At 74.4% G+C, this 17,512-nt stretch carries 17 protein-coding genes; 9 read left to right on the top strand and 8 right to left on the bottom strand.

Annotated features, from left to right (window positions below; all coding sequences use genetic code 11):
* Positions 1-11: 11 nt before the first annotated feature.
* Complete coding sequence (locus ACZ4W5_RS08445) at positions 12-1,241, top strand: aminotransferase-like domain-containing protein (RefSeq protein ID WP_465653646.1); 1,230 nt, start codon at positions 12-14, stop codon at positions 1,239-1,241.
* A gap of 143 nt (positions 1,242-1,384) precedes the next feature.
* On the opposite strand, the gene ACZ4W5_RS08440 is transcribed toward ACZ4W5_RS08445, so the two are convergent.
* The gene (locus ACZ4W5_RS08440; RefSeq protein ID WP_360234257.1) at positions 1,385-2,236 is read right to left on the bottom strand and encodes a PhzF family phenazine biosynthesis protein; all 852 of its coding nucleotides are present in this window, start codon (positions 2,234-2,236) and stop codon (positions 1,385-1,387) included.
* Between the two features lie 119 nt (positions 2,237-2,355).
* The gene (locus ACZ4W5_RS08435) at positions 2,356-2,511 is read right to left on the bottom strand and encodes a hypothetical protein (RefSeq protein ID WP_465653606.1); all 156 of its coding nucleotides are present in this window, start codon (positions 2,509-2,511) and stop codon (positions 2,356-2,358) included.
* Between the two features lie 20 nt (positions 2,512-2,531).
* On the opposite strand from ACZ4W5_RS08435, the gene ACZ4W5_RS08430 reads away from it, so the two are divergent.
* Positions 2,532-3,845 (top strand): MFS transporter, encoded by a 1,314-nt coding sequence (locus ACZ4W5_RS08430; RefSeq protein ID WP_465653605.1) that lies wholly within the window; start codon positions 2,532-2,534, stop codon positions 3,843-3,845.
* A 105-nt stretch (positions 3,846-3,950) separates the two neighbouring features.
* Here ACZ4W5_RS08430 and ACZ4W5_RS08425 read toward each other — a convergent pair whose 3' ends face one another.
* On the bottom strand, positions 3,951-6,722 hold the full coding sequence (locus tag ACZ4W5_RS08425) for a SpaA isopeptide-forming pilin-related protein (RefSeq protein WP_465653604.1): 2,772 nt from the start codon (positions 6,720-6,722) through the stop codon (positions 3,951-3,953).
* Between the two features lie 290 nt (positions 6,723-7,012).
* Here ACZ4W5_RS08425 and ACZ4W5_RS08420 point away from each other — a divergent pair, with 290 nt between their 5' ends.
* From ACZ4W5_RS08420 to ACZ4W5_RS08410, 3 genes are all read left to right on the top strand, one after another.
* On the top strand, positions 7,013-7,816 hold the full coding sequence (locus tag ACZ4W5_RS08420) for an MBL fold metallo-hydrolase (RefSeq protein ID WP_465653603.1): 804 nt from the start codon (positions 7,013-7,015) through the stop codon (positions 7,814-7,816).
* 7 nt (positions 7,817-7,823) lie between these two features.
* A complete protein-coding gene (locus ACZ4W5_RS08415) occupies positions 7,824-8,255 on the top strand; it encodes a nuclear transport factor 2 family protein (RefSeq protein WP_465653602.1) in 432 nt (143 codons plus the stop codon).
* 118 nt (positions 8,256-8,373) lie between these two features.
* On the top strand, positions 8,374-9,606 hold the full coding sequence (locus ACZ4W5_RS08410; protein WP_465653601.1) for an NAD(P)/FAD-dependent oxidoreductase: 1,233 nt from the start codon (positions 8,374-8,376) through the stop codon (positions 9,604-9,606).
* Here ACZ4W5_RS08410 and ACZ4W5_RS08405 read toward each other — a convergent pair.
* Together ACZ4W5_RS08405 and ACZ4W5_RS08400 are read right to left on the bottom strand one after the other, a co-directional pair.
* A complete protein-coding gene (locus ACZ4W5_RS08405; protein WP_465653600.1) occupies positions 9,603-10,787 on the bottom strand; it encodes an SPFH domain-containing protein in 1,185 nt (394 codons plus the stop codon). The genes ACZ4W5_RS08410 and ACZ4W5_RS08405 overlap by 4 nt on opposite strands.
* A gap of 54 nt (positions 10,788-10,841) precedes the next feature.
* Complete coding sequence (locus ACZ4W5_RS08400) at positions 10,842-11,078, bottom strand: hypothetical protein (protein WP_465653599.1); 237 nt, start codon at positions 11,076-11,078, stop codon at positions 10,842-10,844.
* A gap of 176 nt (positions 11,079-11,254) precedes the next feature.
* On the opposite strand from ACZ4W5_RS08400, the gene ACZ4W5_RS08395 reads away from it, so the two are divergent.
* On the top strand, positions 11,255-11,671 hold the full coding sequence (locus ACZ4W5_RS08395; RefSeq protein WP_360234279.1) for a DUF3592 domain-containing protein: 417 nt from the start codon (positions 11,255-11,257) through the stop codon (positions 11,669-11,671).
* Between the two features lie 51 nt (positions 11,672-11,722).
* On the opposite strand, the gene ACZ4W5_RS08390 is transcribed toward ACZ4W5_RS08395, so the two are convergent.
* Together ACZ4W5_RS08390 and ACZ4W5_RS08385 are read right to left on the bottom strand one after the other, a co-directional pair.
* Positions 11,723-12,403, bottom strand: a complete 681-nt coding sequence (locus ACZ4W5_RS08390; protein ID WP_360234282.1) for a GOLPH3/VPS74 family protein — start codon at positions 12,401-12,403, stop codon at positions 11,723-11,725.
* A 54-nt stretch (positions 12,404-12,457) separates the two neighbouring features.
* A complete protein-coding gene (locus tag ACZ4W5_RS08385) occupies positions 12,458-13,015 on the bottom strand; it encodes a hypothetical protein (RefSeq protein ID WP_360234285.1) in 558 nt (185 codons plus the stop codon).
* Between the two features lie 163 nt (positions 13,016-13,178).
* On the opposite strand from ACZ4W5_RS08385, the gene ACZ4W5_RS08380 reads away from it, so the two are divergent.
* The 3 genes from ACZ4W5_RS08380 (at position 13,179) to ACZ4W5_RS08370 (ending at position 16,597) form a co-directional block, all read left to right on the top strand.
* Positions 13,179-13,784 (top strand): hypothetical protein, encoded by a 606-nt coding sequence (locus ACZ4W5_RS08380; RefSeq protein WP_465653598.1) that lies wholly within the window; start codon positions 13,179-13,181, stop codon positions 13,782-13,784.
* A gap of 77 nt (positions 13,785-13,861) precedes the next feature.
* Entirely contained in the window at positions 13,862-14,851 is a 990-nt protein-coding gene (locus ACZ4W5_RS08375) for a S1C family serine protease (protein ID WP_465653597.1), read from the top strand.
* Positions 14,852-14,911: 60 nt separating this feature from the next.
* The gene (locus ACZ4W5_RS08370) at positions 14,912-16,597 is read left to right on the top strand and encodes an alkaline phosphatase family protein (RefSeq protein WP_465653596.1); all 1,686 of its coding nucleotides are present in this window, start codon (positions 14,912-14,914) and stop codon (positions 16,595-16,597) included.
* A 111-nt stretch (positions 16,598-16,708) separates the two neighbouring features.
* On the opposite strand, the gene ACZ4W5_RS08365 is transcribed toward ACZ4W5_RS08370, so the two are convergent.
* Positions 16,709-17,305, bottom strand: a complete 597-nt coding sequence (locus ACZ4W5_RS08365) for a GNAT family N-acetyltransferase (RefSeq protein WP_465653645.1) — start codon at positions 17,303-17,305, stop codon at positions 16,709-16,711.
* Between the last annotated feature and the right edge of the window lie 207 nt (positions 17,306-17,512).

Below are 17,512 nucleotides of genomic sequence, written 5' to 3'. Positions count from 1 at the left end.
CCGACCCGGCGATGACCTCGATGAACCTGCTCAACGAGATCTCGATCCGCTACCCGGAGGCGGTCTCCTTCGCGGCCGGCCGCCCGGCCGAGCAGTTCTTCGACCTGGACGCCGTCCACCGCTACCTGGACCGCTACACCGAGCACCTGCGCACCGAGCGCGGACTGTCCGAGGAGGCGGCCCGCCGCCAGGTGCTCCAGTACGGGCGGACCAAGGGGATCATCCACGAGCTGATCGCCGCGCACCTCGCGGTGGACGAGGGCATCGAGGTGCCGGCCGAGTCGATCGTGGTGACGGTCGGCTGCCAGGAGGCGATGTTCCTGGTGCTGCGGGCGCTGCGCCGCGGCCCCGAGGACGTGGTGCTGGCCGTCTCGCCCACCTATGTCGGGCTGACCGGCGCCGCCCTGCTGGCGGACCTGCCGGTGCGGCCGGTGACCGACGGCCCGGACGGGCTCGACCTGGCCGACCTGCGCCGGCAGCTGGCCGCCGCCCGGGCCGAGGGGCTGCGGCCCCGGGCGCTCTACCTGGTGCCGGACGTGGCCAACCCGAGCGGTGCCAGCCTGCCGCTGGAACTGCGCCGGGAGCTGCTGGAGCTGGCCGCCGAGGAGGACTTCCTGGTCCTGGAGGACAACCCGTACTGCGTGTTCGCGGGCGAGGAGCGGCTGCCCTCGCTCAAGGCGCTGGACACCGCACGGCGGGTGGTCCACCTCGGCTCCTTCGCCAAGACGGCCCTCCCGGGCGCCCGGGTCGGCTACCTGGTGGCGGACCAGCTGGTGGCGGACGGCGCGGGCGGCACCGGCCTGCTGGCCGACCTGCTCGGCATGATCAAGAGCATGACCACGGTGAACACCTCGCCGATCGCCCAGGCCGTGATCGGCGGCGCACTGCTCGCACACGGCCACAGCCTGCGGGCCGCCAACACCGAGGTCGCCGCGCTCTACCGGCGCAACCTCGCCCTGGTGCTGGCGGGCCTGGCCCGGCGCTTCCCGCCGGGCGGCGGGGTGACCTGGAACGAGCCGCGCGGCGGCTTCTTCCTGGTGCTCACGGTGCCGTGCGTGGTGGACGACGCCCTGCTGGAGCTCTCCGCCTCGCGGTACGGGGTGATCTGGACGCCGATGTCCCACTTCTACCCCGGCGAGGGCGGGGAGCGTCAACTGCGGCTCTCCGTCAGCCAGGTGGACCCGACGACCGTCGACCGGGGCCTGGACGGCCTGGCCGCCCTGCTCGCCGACAGCTCCTGACCCGGTAGCGGGGGGGGGGGGGGGGGGGGGGGGGGGGGAGGGCCCCGCCCTCCCCCCCCCCTCCCCTCCGCCCCCCCCCCCCCCCCCCCCCCCCCCCGCCTCCGTCCCGCTACGGGATCCGTCCCGCTACGGAATCGGTCCCGCTACGGGATCGCCACCGCCGTCCCGGAGACCCGCACCCGGGTGTCCTCCGCCCGCAGTTCGACCCGCAGCACGCCCGGGCGCCCGAGGTCCTCGCCCTGGTGCAGCGTCAGCACCGCCGGGGCGGTCACCGCGCCCAGCTCGCGCAGGTACGCGCCGAAGGCCGCCGCGGCCGCGCCGGTGGCCGGGTCCTCGACCACGCCGCCGACCGGGAACGGGTCGCGGACGTGGAACACCTCGGGAGCCTCGCGCCAGACCAGCTGCAGGGTGACCAGGTCACGGGCGTTCATGAACGCGGCCAGCCCGTCGAAGTCGTAGTCCAGCCGGGCCAGTCGGGAGCGGGTGCCGGCGGCCAGCACCAGGTGCCGGGCGCCCGCGTAGCCGATCCGCGGCGGCAGCGCCGGGTCCAGGTCGGCGGCCGACCAGCCGAGCAGCGCGAGCGCCTCCTCGACGTCCGCCGCCGACACCTCCTCGACCTTCGGCTCGACGCTGGTGAGCGTCGCCCGCAGGCCGTCGTCGCCGGGCTCGACCTCGACCGGGACGTCCCCGGCCGCGGTGCTGAACACGTACCGCCCCGGGCCGGACCGCCCGGCGACCGCGACGGCGGCGGCCACCGTCGCGTGCCCGCAGAACGGCACCTCCAGCAGCGGGCTGAAGTACCGCACGTGGTAGGCGCCTTGCTCGCCGCCCGGGGTCAGGAAGGCGGTCTCGGAGTACCCGACCTCGGCGGCGACGGCGAGCATCCGCTCGGCGGTCAGTCCGGTGGCGTCGAGCACCACGCCGGCGGGGTTGCCGCCCTCGGGGCGGTTCGAGAAGGCGGCGTAGCGGAGGATCTCAGGGGCGTCGTCGGTCATGACCGGACGAACGTGCTCCGGCTGCCCACTGTTCCCGTCGTTCCCGTCGTTCCCGTCGTTCCCGTCGTTCCCCCGTTCTCGCCGTTCTTGTCCGTCCCGCCATTCGTGCGGCACGGCGTTCACTCGGCGAGCGGCGAGTGCGCGAGGAGCAGGCGCTCCTCGGGCAGGCCGGTGATGTCGATGGTCACGCTCACGGCTGTGATCCTGCCATCCCCTCCGACCTGCTCCGCCGTCGTTTGACGCCATCCGTCAATCCACGCGACACGCGGCGCCACCTGGGCGGACCGTACCGGCCATGAGCCTGATCCAGGAGAAGTCCGTCCATGACGACGCCGCCGTCCGCACCCCCGAACCGCCCGCCCCGCCGACCGTCCCGCCGACCGGCACCGGCCGCGGCAACCCGTCCGCACTGCTGGGCCTGCTGACCGCCGCCGGCGGTCCCCGGTACGCGGCGGCCCTCGCCGTCGACGCGGTGGGCGGCGGCATGCTGTACCCGTTCCTGCTGCTGTACGGCGTCGGGGTGCTGCACCTGCACGCCGGGGCGGTCGGTCTGGCCCTGTCGGCCGGGATGGTCGCCGGGCTGGTGATGGTGCCGCTGACCGGCCGTTGGATCGACACCGGCGCCCGCACCCTGCCCGCGGCCGTCACCCTGGTGGTGCGGGCGGCGGGCGCGCTGGTCCTGCTCACCGCGGACGGGCTGCCGTTGTTCACCGCGGCGGCGGTGCTGTTCGGCATCGGCGGCCAGTCCTGGCCGGCCACCCACACCGCCGTGGTGAGCACCCTGACCGAGGGCCGGCTGCGGGACGCGGCGCTGGCCGCCGGGCGCTCGGTGCGCAACGCGGGCCTGGGCGCGGGCGCCCTGCTGGCGACGGTCGCGGTGGCCGGCGGGACGGACGTCATCCGGGTGCTGGCCGGGCTGACCGCCGTGGCCTGCCTGCTGGCCGCCGCGCTGGTGGCCTCGCTGCGGGTCCGGGCGCCGCAGACGGTGGTGGAGCGGGCCGAGGAGGCCGGAGACGGCGGCGAACCGCTGCGCCGGATCACCCTGTTGAGCCTGGCCAACCTGCCGTACGCGTTCTGCTTCGACGTGCTGGAGGTGGCGCTGCCCGCGCTGCTGGTGCTCCAGCTGCACGCCTCCGCGGCCTGGTCCTCGGGCCTGTTCGTGGGCAACACCGTGCTGGTGATCGCACTGCAGCTGGCGCTGGTGCTGCGGTTGGCGAAGCGCTCCCGGCAGTCGGTGCTGGCGGCCGCGGGGGCGGCGCTGAGCCTGTCGTACCTGGGTTTCTGGGCGGCCGGGTCGCTGGGCGGGGTCCCGGGCACGGTGGGCATCGTGCTGGTGTCCGTGCTGTACACGCTCGGCGAGATCCTCTACTCCGGCTCCGGCACGGCCCTGGTGACGGCCATCGCGCCGCCGCACCTGCTGGGGCGGGCGGTGGCCCGCTGGGAGCTGTCGATGGGGGTCGGCCGGGCGGCGGCTCCGGCCGTGCTGACGGCGCTGCTGGCCGCGGGGCCGGGTCTGCTGTGGGGCGGGCTCGCGGTGACCACGGCGGTCGGGGCGCTGGCGGTGCTGCGGCTGGCGCGGACGGAGGAGCAGGACCTCCCGATGGGATGATCGTCCGCATGGCCCTGACCTCCGGGCACGCCGGTGGCCGGAGGTGCCGCCGTCGGCTCCTCCGGCCACTTCGTCAGCTCAGGCGCTCAGGCGCGGGACGGTCCGTCAGGCGCGCCCTCCGTGCAGGCCGGGCACCGGGGTGCGGTCGGTGTTCGGACCCCACGGGTGGTCCGGCGGGTCGCACGGATCCGGCGGGCACGGATCCGGCGGGCACGGCTCCGGCGGACACTTCCTGCTGTCCGCGACCGTGATCTCCACGCACGGGCAGTCCTTGGTCAGTTCGACCGTGGACACCGCGTCCTGCGGCAGCTCGTACCCGGGGGGAGCGACGACCTCCTGCCAGTAGTACGTCCCCAGCGGGAGGTTGTCCGCCGAGCACACGCCGTTGACGTCGGTCGCACACAGCGGGCCGACCGCCGTGTCCGCGTCGGCCCCGGTGGTCTGCAGACCGGGCACGCCGTTGGTCTCCCGCCACAGCTGGAAGACGGCTCCGGCCAACGGCTTGCCCGTCTCGGCGTCCACCTTGGTGACGGTGGTCTTCCCGGTCTGCGCGGCCGTCTTGGCGTCCTTGACGGTGACCGGGATGTTCTGGCCGTTGGTGTCCAGCACCACCGTCGTCACCGGCTGCTGCGGCAGGTCGTACCCGGCCGGGGCCGCCGTCTCCTGCCAGTAGTACGTCCCCAGCGGCAGGCCGTCGGCCGAACAGACGCCCGAGGCGGGCGTGGTGCAGGCCGAGCCGACCGCCGTGTCCGGATTGGCCCCGGTGGTCTGCAACCCCGCGACCCCGTTGGTCTCCCGCCACAACTGGAAGGTGGCGCCCGCCAGCGGCTGCCCGGTCGCGGAGTCCACCTTCGTCACCGAGGTGGTACCGGTCGGGGCGACGGTCCGGGTGTCCTGGACGGTGACCGGGACGGTCTGCCCGTTGGTGTCCAGCACCACGGTCGTCACGTTCAGGTCCGGCAGCTCGTAGCCGTTCGGCGCGGAGACCTCCTGCCAGTAGTAGGTGCCCAGCGGCAGGCCCTGCGCCGAGCAGAGACCGTCCGCCCCCGTGGTGCAGGGCGAGCCGACCGCCGTGTCCGGGTTGGCCCCGGTGGTCTGCAGGCCGGACACGCCGTTGGTCTCCCGCCACAGCTGGAAGACCGCACCCGCCAAGGGCTGCCCGGTGGCGGAGTCGACCTTGGTGACGGTCGTGGCGGCGGTCGGGGCCGTCGTCCTGGTGTCGGCCACCGTCACCCCGACGTTCTGCCCGTTGGTGTTGAGCACGACCTCGGTCACATTGAGCTGCGGCAGGTCGTACCCGGCCGGCGCCGCCGTCTCCTGCCAGTAGTACGTCCCCAGCGGCAGGCCGGTCGCCGAGCAGACGCCCGAGGCGGGCGTGGTGCAGGGCGAGCCGACCGCCGTGTCCGGGTTGGCACCCGTGGTCTGCAGCCCCGCGACCCCGTTGGTCTCCCGCCACAGCTGGAAGGTGGCGCCCGCCAGCGGCTGGGAGGTCGCCGAGTCGACCTTGGTGACACTGGTCGACGCGGTCTCCACCACCGGCGACTTGGTGTCGGCCACGGTGACCGGGACGGTCTGGCCGTTGGTGTCCAGCACCACCGTCGTCACCGGCTGCTGCGGCAGGTCGTAGCCGGGCGGGGCCGCCGTCTCCTGCCAGTAGTACGTCCCCAGCGGCAGGTCGCCGACGGTGCAGACGCCGTCCGCCCCGGTGGTGCAGGGGGCGCCGACCTTGCTGTCCGGGGTGGTGCCCGAGGTCTGCAGCCCGGCGACCCCGTTGGTCTCCCGCCACAGCTGGAAGGTGGCGCCGGCGAGCGGCTGGGAGGTCGCCGAGTCGACCTTGGTCACGCTGGTCGACGCGGTCGGGACCGGCGGGTTGCCGCAGTCGGGCAGGTCGCCGTTGAACGGGTAGGCGTGGAACTCGGTGCCGGTCATGCCCGAACCGGAGTTGTGCAGCAGCGAACCGGTGGTGAAGAAGCGCCCGTTCAGGCCGGGCAGGTTCATCGTGCTGGTGCTGGCCGGGTTGCCGACCAGCACACTGCCCTGGAACTGCCCGGAGCCCGTGAGGGTGACGGTGCTCGCGGTCGGGAAGTTCCACAGCAGACGGGGGCGCAGCTGGTTCCACGGGTCGTTGTCGTCGAAGCTGCCGCTGTAGGTGTTGACGGTGCGGGCACCGCCGACCAGGTTGACCAGCACCGTCGCGTTCGCCGGGATCCCGGTGAAGGCGACGCCCTGGGTGGAGCCGCCGTTGCCGACCAGGTCGAAGTCGACGTTGAAGACCTGGAGCGCGGAGCTGCCGTCGCCGGTGAACAGGGTCTGGTAGCCCTGGTTGACGGCCGTCCCGGTGGCCGGGCGGGGTGTGCCGACCCCGGCGTAGCACTCGCTCGCCGACTGCAGTTGGCCGCGCAGCGGCGCGTAGGCGGCGACGGCCTGGGAGTCCTGGACCGTCGTCCCGGTGATGGTGCCGGTGGCGGTGCCCGCGTAGCGGACCACGCCGCCGTCCGCGAGGAGCCGCTGGCCCGGGGCGACGGTGACGTTGCCGCCGGCGGTGAGGAAGTCCGCACCGTCGGGCGGGGGCACCCGCGAGCCGACGCCGGCGATGCCGACGTTGTAGCCGGAGCTGGCGCCGGCGGCCTTGTTCTGGTTGAAGCTGCCGAGGGTCACCACGTGGCCCTCGGCCTCGGCGGCCGAGCCGGCGACGTTGAAGTCACCGCCGACGAAGATGTTGATCCCGGCATCGCGGCCCGCGAAGGGGCCGTTGTTGACCGGGGGGAAGGTCGCCGGGCAGTCCGCGCCCAGGCAGGGCCCGAGCCCGCCCGGAAGGCCGGCCGCCGCGGCCTGGGTGGGTGCGACGAGTGAGATGGCGAAGGGTACGAGCGTCAAGGCCAGGGCGGAACTCATCGCCTTGCCTAGTCGGCGTCTCCAGCCGACGGGTGGTACCGCCGGTCTCTGACTGGGCTTCACCTCGGTCCTCTCATGACGTGAACACGATGGGGCCCTGGAAGTCTGCTGGGGCGGGGTCCGGGCGACGGACGACGCGCACGGGGTGTCGCCCGAGCACGGGGCGGAGAGCACCCGATCGGCAGCACCCGTCGACGCTCCGGATGCGCGCCGGTTCCCCGGCAGGGATCCTGGCGACGAGGCGTGCCCGGCCCGAGGAAGGATCCGTACGCATGAGCGCTCTCGACTTCGAGATCATCGACGCCCCCGACAGCTCGCTCAACAAGACCGCCGTCCTGGTCACCGGGCCGAACGACGCCCTGCTGGTGGACGCCGGGTTCACCCGCTCCGACGGGCGCCGGCTGGTCGAGCGGGTGCGCGCCAGCGGCAAGCGGCTGACCACCGTCTTCGTCAGCCACGGCGACCCGGACTTCTACTTCGGCGCCCAGGAGATCCAGGACGCCTTCCCCCGCGCACGCTTCCTGGCCACCGCCTCGACCGTCCAGCACATCCAGGACACCTACGAGGACAAGCTGCGCGCCTGGTCGCACCTGGGCCCCGAGCTGCCGACCCGGCTGGTCCGGCCGGAGGTGCTGACCGGGGACGAGATCGTCTTCGAGGGCCACCGGTTCGAACTGCGCGGCGCCGACTTCCACCTCCCCGACCGGCACTACCTGTGGCAGCACCACCACCGCGCGGTGCTCGGCGGGGTGCTGCTCTTCGAGGGCCTGCACGTGTGGACGGCCGACACCCCGACCGCCGCCCAACGGGCCGCCTGGATCGACCTGTTGGACGGCATGGAGGCGCTCCGCCCGACCTGGCTGGCGGCCGGCCACCGGGTCGCCGACGCGCCCACCGACCTCAACGCCCTCGACCACACCCGCGCCTACCTGCGGGCCTTCGAGACCGAGCTGGGCCGGGCCGCGGACGCCGCCGCCGCGAAGGAGGCGCTGGAGCGGCGCTTCCCGGACCTCGGGCTGCGGATCGCCGTCGACATCGGCACCAAGGTCGCCATGGGCGAGATGGTGTGGGGGTGAGCGCGCGGTGATCGAGATCCCCAGGGACGTGGCCGGCTTCGCCGAGTCCGCCTCCCCCGCCGACGTGGTGCGCCGCCAGTACCTGGCCTCCGCCCGGGGCGACCTGGCCGCGTTGCGCAGCACCCTCGCCGACGACGTCGAGTGGACCGAGATGGCCGGCTTCCCGCTGGCCGGCACCTACCGCACGCCGAAGGGCGTCACCGCCAACGTGATGGAGCGGCTGGCCGCCGAGTGGGACAACTGGACGGCACACGACGACCTGTACGTGGTGGACGGCGAGAACGTGGTGGTGCTGGCCCGCTACACGGCCGTCCACAAGGCCACCGGACGACCGCTCGCGGTCCGGGTCGCCCACCACTTCGTCGTGCGCGGCGGCCGGATCGTCCGCTTCGAGCAGTTCACCGACACCGCGCTGGTCAGGGAGGCGGCGACGCCGTGAGGCCCCCGTTCACCCGTACGGGCGAGCGCGGCGCGGCGCGCCCGGCGCGGTCTCGACACACCACCCGTTCGGCGGCAGGCTGACCCCGGATCGTCGACGGAGAGCAAGGAGTCGGGCAATGGCGGGCAGCGAACGGCCGATCGTGATCGTCGGAGCCTCCCTGGGCGGCGCCAAGGCGGCCGAGGCCCTGCGCGGGGCCGGGTACCGGGGCGGCATCGTGCTGATCGGCGAGGAGCACGAGCGCCCGTACGAGCGCCCGCCGCTGTCCAAGGGCTACCTGCTCGGCAAGGAGGCCCGGGAGAAGATCCACGTCCACCCGCCGCAGTGGTACGCCGAGCACGACGTCACGCTGCGGCTCGGCACCCCGGTCGTCGCGATCGACCCGGCCGCCCGCACCGTGACCCTCGCCGACGACGGCGAAATCGGCTACCACAAGCTGCTGTTGACCACCGGCTCGGTGCCGCGCCGGCTGCCGGTGCCCGGCGCGGACCAGGACGGCGTGCTCTATCTGCGCCGGGTCGAGGACAGCGACCGGATCAAGGCCGTACTGCGGCCGGGCGCCCGGATCGCGGTTGTCGGCGCCGGCTGGATCGGCCTGGAGGTGGCGGCCGCGGCCCGCGCGGCGGGCGCCGAGGTCACCGTCCTGGAGTCGATGGAGCTGCCGCTGCTGCGGGTGCTCGGACGCGAGGTCGCCCAGGTCTTCGCGGACCTCCACCGCGACCACGGCGTGGACCTGCGCTTCGGCGTGCAGGTCGCCGAACTGACCGGCGCCGACGGCACGGTGACCGGCGTGCGGCTCGACGACGGCACCGAGCTGGCGGCCGACGCCGTGGTGGTCGGCATCGGCATCTCCCCCGCCACCGCGCTGGCCGAGGCCGCCGGGCTGGAGGTGGACAACGGCATCAAGACCGACCAGCACCTGCGCACCTCGGACCCGGACGTCTACGCGGCCGGCGACGTCGCCAACGCCTACCACCCGCTGTTCGACCGGCACCTGCGGGTCGAGCACTGGGCCAACGCCCTCAACCAGCCGCAGACCGCCGCCCGGGCCCTGCTGGGGCAGCCGGACGCCGTCTACGACCGGGTCCCGTACTTCTTCTCGGACCAGTACGACGTGGGCCTGGAGTACGTCGGCTACGTCGAACCCGACGGCTACGACCGGGTGGTGTTCCGGGGCGACCCGGCCACCCGGGAGTTCATCGCCTTCTGGCTGTCCGGGGGCCGGGTGCTCGCCGGCATGAACGTCAACGTGTGGGACGTCACCGACCCGATCCGCGAACTGGTGCGCTCGGGGCGGACGGTGGACGTGGACCGGCTAGCCGACCCGAACGTCCCGCTGGGGGACATCTAGGCGGCGGGGCGGCGGGGTGTGGGTTTGCCGTCGGCGGCCACGGCCGTCGAACGCTGGAGGGAGTGCAGGATGGCCAGGCCCTGGCTGACGATGCCGGCCGCCATCTGGTTGACGCCGTCGCTGCCGTTGAGGACGGTGAGTTCGGCTCCGGACATGCCCCGGGCGGCCGCGTCCGCGAGGAGCGGGAGGTTCTCCACGATCCGGTTGGCGGCGATGAGCTCCTGGTTTCCGCCGCGCAGGGATTCGGCCCGGGCGGTGTTGGCGTCCGCCTGTGCCTGGGCGAGGGCCCGCTCGCTGTAGGCGCTGCCGTCCGCCTCGAACTTCACCCGGTCCCGGGCGGCTTCGGCCAGCGTCCGCTGCCGGTACGCCTCCGCGTCCGCCGGGCGCCGTACCTCGGCCTCCAACTGCTGCGCCGCCAGCGCGGCCCGGCGCTGGGCGAGGGCGGTCTGCTCCTCGATGACGTCCTGGGAGGCCCGGGCCTCGGCGAGCGGGCCCGCCTGGGCGGCGCGCGCCCTGGACTGCTCCGTCTCGGCGAGGAAGCCGGCCCGCTTGATCGCGGTGTCGCGCTCGTACTCGGCTTTCAGGGCGGCCGCCTGCTGCTCCCGTTCGGTGGCCTCCTGGTCGGCCTTGGCCTGGGCGATCCGGGCCTGGCTGGCGACCGCCGCCACGTGCGGCGCGGCCAGGTTGTCGATGTAGCCGGTCGAGTCCTCGATCTCCTGGATCTGCAGCGCGTCGACCACGATGCCCAGCTTCTCCATCTCGCCGTGGCTGCCCGCCATCACCTCCTGGGCGACCCTGCTGCGTTCCCGGATGATCTGCTCCACGGTCAGCCCGCCGATGATCGACCGCAGGTGGCCGGCGAAGATCCGGCCGACGAGTTCCTCCATCTGCTCCTGTTCCGAGAGGAAGCGACGGGCGGCGTTGGCGATCGACACGGCGTCGTCGCCGACCTTGAACACGCAGACCGCGCGCACGGTGAGCCGGATCCCCTGCTGAGTGACGCAGTCCTCGGCGATCTCCGCCTCCCGAAGGGCCAGGGAGAGCATCCGGACCTTCTGCTTGACCGGCAGGACCAGGCTGCCGTGGCCGGTGACGATGCGGAACTGGGTGTCCTGCGCCTGGTGCTTGGAACCGGATATCAGCATCGCCTCGTTGGGCGCGGGAACGTGCCAGAAGAACATGATCGACCACCTGACCTGTTGGGCCACCTGACCTGTTGGGGCTGTGACGCGCGGCTACGACGGCAGTAGCTCGACGATGACCGAGCGGGCCGAGAGCGCGTCCACCACGACCACCCGGACGTCCCGGCCGACCGGCTCCGAGCACCAGGCCGCGAACACCTCCGAACCGCCCCTCAGGGCCACCAGCACCTCGCCCGGACCGTCCAGCGGAATGGGCACCGTCACCTTGCCGACGGCCCCGATCGGGCTCTGCCACGAGTCATCGGCCGGGGAGATCCGCTCACGCGCCACCGGCGCCTCCGCTCACCAGGTCCGCCGCACCCGAGACGCTTTCCACGGTACTCCGACCGCGGGCCGGCGCCCGCAGTGGACCGAGCCGCTGCTGAGCGTCAGGACCGCCCGCACTCGGCGATACTGGGGTCCGAGGGGAAGTCTCGGGGCTGGTACTTCGGGCTGGGAGGCACGCGGTGGGTGGGACGGCCGGGTTCGCCGTGGTGGTGTTCGGGGCGTTGGGCGGTGTGGTCGCCTACCTCGCCGGAGTGGTCGGGCTGCGCGAACTGCGCCGGCTGCGCCGGGTCGGGGTGCCGGTCCCGGCGCTGGTGCGGTCCCGCGTCGCGACCCCGGAGGACCGGGCGCTGCCGCCGCGGCCGCTGCTCCAGTTCGAGACCGCGGACGGCCGGGTGGTCGAGGTGTTCTCGCCCGTCCCGTCCACCGCCCGCCACCCCATGCCCGACGGCGGCTACGTCCCGGTGCGCTACGACCCGGCGGACCCCCGGCAGGTGCTGGTGGACGGGCGGGAGCGGGTGCGGCTGGAGTACGGCTTCGTCGCCCTGGGGCTGCTGATGGTGCTGGCCTCGATCACCCTCGGTGCCGCCGTGCTGTGAGCCCCCGCCACCGGCCCGCCGGCCCGTCCGACGTGCACGGGCCCCCGGGCCTCAGGCCGTCGCCGCAGCGGTGGTCGCGGCCGCCGTCGCGGCGATCACGGCGGCCATGGTGACCTGCATGTTCCGGATCGCCTCGCGGACGGAGTCGCCCGCCCAGTCGCCCGCGGCGATCTCGGCGAAGCGCGGCTCGACCTGCTTGCGCGGCAGGTCGGGGAAGGCCAGCCGGTGCAGCCTGGCCGAGTGCAGCAGGGCGATCAGCGCGGCGGTGCGCAGCTCCGGCTCGGCGCCGTCCAGGACGACGGCCGTCAGGCGCTCGCGCAGCGCGCGCTCCACGCTGCCGTCCGCCTCCGGGTAGAGCCGGACCGGGAAGATGCCGAGGACGCGGCGCCGCTCCTCGGTGACCAGGCCGCGGTCGCAGAGCCGCAGTTCGGTGTCCCGGAGCACGGTGGCCCGGTCCTTGGTGAGCCAGTCCGCGGCCTTGGCCCGGCCCGGGCGCCGCCCGCCGATCCACTCGTCGAGGCGTTCCAGCCGGCCGTCCAGCAGCGGGTCACCGGTCGGGGTGCGGTCGACCACGGTGAGCCGGCCGTCGGCCACCTCGACGCGTCCGGCCAGCACCAGTTCGGCGAGCAGGCCACCGGTGGCGGCCCAGGCGGTGCTCGCGCCCTCCTTCGGTGCGCCGGTCCGGTCGTCCAGCGAGAGCAGCACCAGCTCCTCGGCGAGCGTGACGTGCATCGGGGGTCCTTCCTCTCTCATCGCCCGTCGGCCCTCATCGGCGCGGAGCGGCTCTCATGATCGCAGGGCCTCGACCAGGCGCCGGGCCCGGGTGTCCTCCGCCAGCAGCACCCTCAGCAGCGGCTCGGCGCCGCCGTCCGCCGCGCCGCCGGACAGGTAGGCCTCGACCGAGCGCGGGTCGGCGGGCAGCGTCACCTGTCCGGCGTCGAGGGCTGCGTGTGCCCGGGCGTGGTCGAGGCCGAGCCCGGCGAGCAGCTCACCGGCGTTCGCCTCCGGCGCCAACTCCGGCTCCTGCCTCGCCACTTCGTGGAGCGCGAGGAGGGCCAGCAGGACGTGCTCGGTGCCGGGCGTGCGGCGGCCGAGGCGCTCGGCCTGGGCGTCTGCCTCCAGCCGGATCCAGGCCGACCGCCCGGCCGACCCCGGCGACAGCAGCCGCTTCCAGCGCGGGGCGCGGTGGGCGCGGCGGGCGAGCAGCGCCTCCCGGGTCGGGCGCAGCAGGGCGGCGGGGCCGCCGTCCGGCCCGTCGGCACCGCCCGTTCCGTCGGCGCCCGTTCCGCCCTGCGCTTGCCGGTTCGACTCCAGCTCGGTCGTCTCCAGCTCGGTCGTCTCCATCGGGCCCCTCCCACGGATGCGGCTTTGCCTGAACGATACGCCCACTTTGCTCGTCTTTTGCAATTTTCCCGCGCATCAGGAAGGCGTCAGGATCGACCCGGGCGCGGAGCCGGGCACCGCCGCACCGAAGGCGATCTTTCCCGCCCATGAGAAAGTCATTCCTGTGATCGTCATACCCAGCCCGGTGCAGCGACGGCCCGGGCGCCTCACCGCCGTCGCCGTGCTGGCCGCCGTCCTCGCCCTGACCGCCTGCGGCACACAGCGCGCCACCCAGCCGACGGCGGCCGCGCCGACCACCCCGACCAGCACGGACGTCCCGAGCGCCACACCGTACGCGGAACCCGGGGCCGGCGACGGCGCGCCGCACTACCGAGAGAACAACGGCTCCCGGATCGCGCGCGACCTGTCCCCCGCCGCCGAGCAGGAGGCCCGCCGGGAGGCCAACCGCATCGAGCCCGTCCTCAAGGGGCTCTGGGAATCCGGCACCTGGGACCCGGCGAGCGTGCGCACCGCACTGCTCCGGCTCGGGTACCCGTCGGAGGACGCCAGGCCGAACACCACGCAGGCCGTCGGCGCGCTCACCGTGCGGCCGGGCGAGCCGCGCTTCACGAGCGAGCGGGGCTACGTCACCCCCGAGGGCGCCTCGATCAGCCTCCGGGTCCGCCCCGACGCCTGCGTCATCGGGTTCGTGCAGCCGACCAACTACCAGGTGCGGACGAGCGGCCCGTACCCCGAGACCGGCTGCTTCGAGCCGCCGTTCGCGCACTGAGCCCGTCGGCGGAAGCCTCGGCGACGCTCCGTTGTTGCTACCGGGTGGACCCGGACCTCCGTAAGGGGTGAGCACCCATGGCCGACACCATCCCCGGCCCCGGCCCCGAGCGCGCGCCCGGGGCGGAGGCACCGCTGGACGCCTACTCGCGGATCGTCACCTCCGTGGCCGCCGCCGTGACGCCGCGGGTCGCGGCCCTGCACGTCCCCCGGCGCGGCCGGGACGGCTGGTTCAGCACCGCGCTCGGCTCGGCCGTGGTCTTCACCGAGGACGGCTTCCTGCTCACCAACGCCCACGTCGTCGGCCACGCCGACGCCGGCACGCTGGCCTTCGCCGACGGCACCACCGCGCCCTTCCACACCATCGGCGCCGACCCGCTCTCCGACCTCGCGGTACTGCGCGCCGACGGCCCGACCCCCTCGCCGGTGGCGCTCGGCGAGGCCACCGCGCTGCGGGTCGGGCAGCTGGTCGTCGCCGTCGGCAACCCGCTCGGCCTGGCCGGGACGGTCACCGCGGGCGTGGTCAGCGCGCTCGGCCGCTCGCTGCCCGCCCGGGCCGGCAGCGCCGTACGGATCATCGACGACGTGATCCAGACCGACGCCGCGCTCAACCCCGGCAACTCCGGCGGCGCGCTCACCACCGCCGACGGCGAGGTGGTCGGCATCACCACGGCGGTGGCCGGGAACGGGCTGGGCCTGGCGGTGCCGATCAACGCCACCAGCCGGCGGATCATCGCCGCCCTGCTCGCCGACGGCCGGATCCGCCGCGCCTACCTGGGCCTGGCCGGGGTCCCGGCCCCGCTGCCGCCCGCAATGCGCGAGCGCACCGGGCAGCGCACCGGCCTGCGGATCGTCGAGGTGGTCCCCGACTCCCCGGCCGCGCACTCCGGCCTGCTCGAGGGCGACCTGCTGATCACCGCCGCCGCCGAACCCATGGGCAGCGCCCAGGCCCTCCAGCGGCTGATGCTCGCGGACGCCATCGGCCGCCCGCTGCCGCTCACCGCCCTGCGCGGCGGGGCCCTGGTCGACGTGATCGCCGTCCCGGCCGAACTCCCCACCGAGGACTGACCGACCACCCACCGGCGTGGGTCTTTGACGGTCCGTCACCACTACTGCTGGGGTGAGCGCATGGACCCCATCGAACGCATCCGGCAGGCGATCACCCACGAGCGGGAGGAGTGGCACGCCTGGCTCGCCGGGCTGCGGGCCGGCCGGGCGCCGGCACCCCAGGGGCGGATCCGGCACGTCTTCGTCCTCGTCCTGGAGAACCGCTCGTTCGACCACATGCTGGGGGTGTCGACCGGCACGGTGGCCGCCGGCAGCCGCCGCCACGGCGTCGGCACGGACGCGGTGACCGGCGCGCCGACCACCGTCGACGGCCCCGACACCCGCGCGGGCAACCACCACGCGGGCAAGGACTACCCCGTCCGGATCGGCGCGCCCTTCGCCCTGCCCGTCGACCCGCCGCACGAGTTCTGCGACGTCCAGCTCCAGCTCGCCTCGACCGCCATCACCGGCCGTCCGCACGACGACCGGTGCGCCTACGACGGCACCTACCCGCCGATCACCCTGGACGGCTTCGTCGACAACTACGTCAACGAGGCGACGGTGAAGCAGAACGCCGAGGCCCTCGCCGACCCCGGCGCCGTCATGGCCTGCTTCACCGCCGAACAGCTCCCCGTCCTCAGCACCCTGGCCCGCGAGTTCGCCGTCTGCGACCGCTGGTTCTCCGCCCTGCCCGGGCCGACCTGGCCCAACCGCTTCTTCCTGCACGCGGCGAGCTCCGCCGGCCTCGACCACAGCCCCGACCCGGTCGACACCGTCCGGTCGCGGCTGAGCGGCTACACGTTCGAACGCGGGACGCTCTACGAAGCCCTGGACGGCAAGGGCCTCCCGTGGCGCGTCTACGCCGGCGACGCGCTCCCCCAGGTCAGCGCGCTCGCCGGGATGGACCTGCTGACGACGCTGGAGCACTACCACCACCTCGACGACCTGACGGAACACCTCCAGGACCCCGCGTACCCGGCCGCCTACACCTTCATCGAACCGAACTACGGCCACGTCCTCACCCACGGCGGTGACTTCCGCTGCGGCAACAGCCAGCACCCGCTCGGCGACGTGACCGACGGCGAGGCGCTGATCAAGTCCGTCTACGAGGGGCTGCGGCGCTCACCGCTCTGGGAGTCCAGCCTGCTCGTCATCACCTACGACGAGCACGGCGGCTTCTACGACCACGTGCCGCCACCCACCGCCGTCCCGCCGGGCGACCGCACCGACCCGGAGCACAGTGCCCACGGCTTCCGCTTCGACCGGCTCGGCGTCCGGGTGCCCGCCGTCGTCGTCTCCCCGTGGGTCCCGGCCGCCGCACCCGGCGGCACGGGCGGGCGGAACTGCAACCTGATCGACCACACCCAGTACGACCACGGCTCGCTGCTCGCCACCGTCGAGCGACTGTTCGGACTGGCCCCGCTCACCGACCGCGACGCCCGGGCGAACGACTTCCTCCACCTGCTCTCCGCCGACGCCCCGCGCGAGGCGCCCCGCACCCTGCCCGACCCGGCCGAGTCGGGTGTGTCCTGGAAGGCGGAGGCCACCGGCCCGGCCGATCCCGGCCGGCCCGTCACGGCGACGCTGCGCGGGTTCGTCGAGACGGCCGCGATCCAGGAAGCGCGCCTGCACCCGCAGGGGCACGACCGGATCCGCCGGCGGGCCGCCGGGATCGGAACGGTGGCCGACGCCGAGCGGTACCTCGCGGACATCGCCGGACAACTCGGCCGGGCCGGGCTGCGCATCGCCCGGCCGCCCCAGGACTGACCCCACCGACTCCACCATCGTGGCGGACGGCTGCGCGGGCAGGCCGAGCCCGACAGGTGCCCCGCAGCGAGGTCGGACACCGAGTGCGGGGAAAGGCCTCCAGTACCTGTCCTAGGCGCCCGGCGCGCGCCGCATCGTCCAGAGGGTCGGGCCGTCGGCCGGCAGCCGGACCTCCTCCAGCACCTCGAAGCCGAAGTGCCGGTAGACGGCGAGGTTCTCCCGCTTGGAGGACTCCAGGTGGACCGGCAGGCCCGCGGCGTCCGCCCGGGCCAGGCCGGCGCGCAGCAGTGCAGCGCCCTGGCCGCGGCCCTGGGCGGCCGGGTCGGTGCCGAGCAGCGCCAGGTACCAGTGCGCCTCCTGCGGCGCGGTCGCGGCGGCCGCCGCCACGCACTCCCGGAACCAGCCGGCCCGGTCGCCGAGCAGCGCGGCCAGTTCCCGGATCGCCCCCTCGTCCGGCACGGCCTTCTCCTGGGCCTCCGGCCCGACCCAGATCGCGGCCGCGTGCCCGGTGCGCTCGCACACCCCGTACGGCAGGTACTGCCGGGTGAGCAGTATGTCGAAGTAGCCGACCAGCGCGGCCGGTCGGGCGGCCTCCTCGGGGAAGAACCAGCACATCATCGGGTCGTCGCCGAAGGCCCGGGCCAGCAGCCGGGCGGTCGGCCCGACGTCCTCGCCCGTGATGCTCGTCGGCCGGTCCGCGTTCGTCATCCGCATACGGACATCCTCCGCGCCCTTATCCCGGGCCACCAGGGTGGGGGGGGCACCAACTCGGCCACGACGAGCGGGACATGACGGTGCGCGGGGGTGGCGGGGGGGGGGGGGGGGGGGGGGGGGGGGGGGGGGGGGGGGGGGGGGGGGGGGGGCGAAGGGGGGGGGGGGGGGGAGGACTCCCCTATCTTCCCTCCCTTCCTCCCG

The sequence above is a fragment of the Kitasatospora sp. NPDC029367 genome, assembly GCF_055569135.1.
This window is presented reverse-complemented; position numbering and strand designations above follow the sequence as displayed.